This is a genomic window from Anaerococcus lactolyticus ATCC 51172 (assembly GCF_000156575.1).
GTDB classification, from domain to species: domain Bacteria; phylum Bacillota; class Clostridia; order Tissierellales; family Peptoniphilaceae; genus Anaerococcus; species Anaerococcus lactolyticus.
In genome coordinates, this window is the sequence record NZ_GG666079.1 from 1 (window position 1) to 544 (window position 544).

At 28.7% G+C, this 544-nt stretch carries 1 protein-coding gene; it reads left to right on the plus strand.

What is annotated here, in order from left to right:
- Window positions 1-544, plus strand: a 544-nt coding sequence (locus tag HMPREF0072_RS10340) for a hypothetical protein (RefSeq protein ID WP_004830364.1), incomplete at both ends; no start/stop codon positions are given.

The following is a 544-nucleotide window of genomic DNA, read 5'->3' on the forward strand; positions in this document are numbered from 1 at the left end:
TCCAAAAGCAACAGCCTGTGCAGAATTTGATTATTGGAAAAGTATAGGTAGAAGCGTTAAAAGAGGCGAAAAAGGAATACCACTTTTAGATATAGATAGTGGAAGGATAAAATATATATTCGACATAAGGCAAACAGTAAGTATTAATCATAATATTTCTGAGGTAAAGTTATGGAAATATGATAGCAAAAAGCATTTAAACTTACTAGATGAACTGATAGATAAGTTTAAAGAAAAAGATAGTAAGCTTCTATTAAGCCAAGAAGATAAAATTGATGCCTTAGTAGAAAGTAATGTTAGAGGAAAATTCAATAAAATTTTAGAAAGTCTATCTGATGAAAGTTTAAAAAGCATTCAAAAGGTAGACCTTTTTAATTTGTTAAAAGAATCCGTAAAAATTTCCATAAGCGAGAGAATGGAGGTCTCATATCAGCTAAAAGAAGAAAACTTATCTTTACTGTCTAAAATATCAAGTTCGGACATAGACAAAGTATTAAGTATAAGTGCTAATATAAGTAAAAATATCTTACTTGATTTGGGAAGT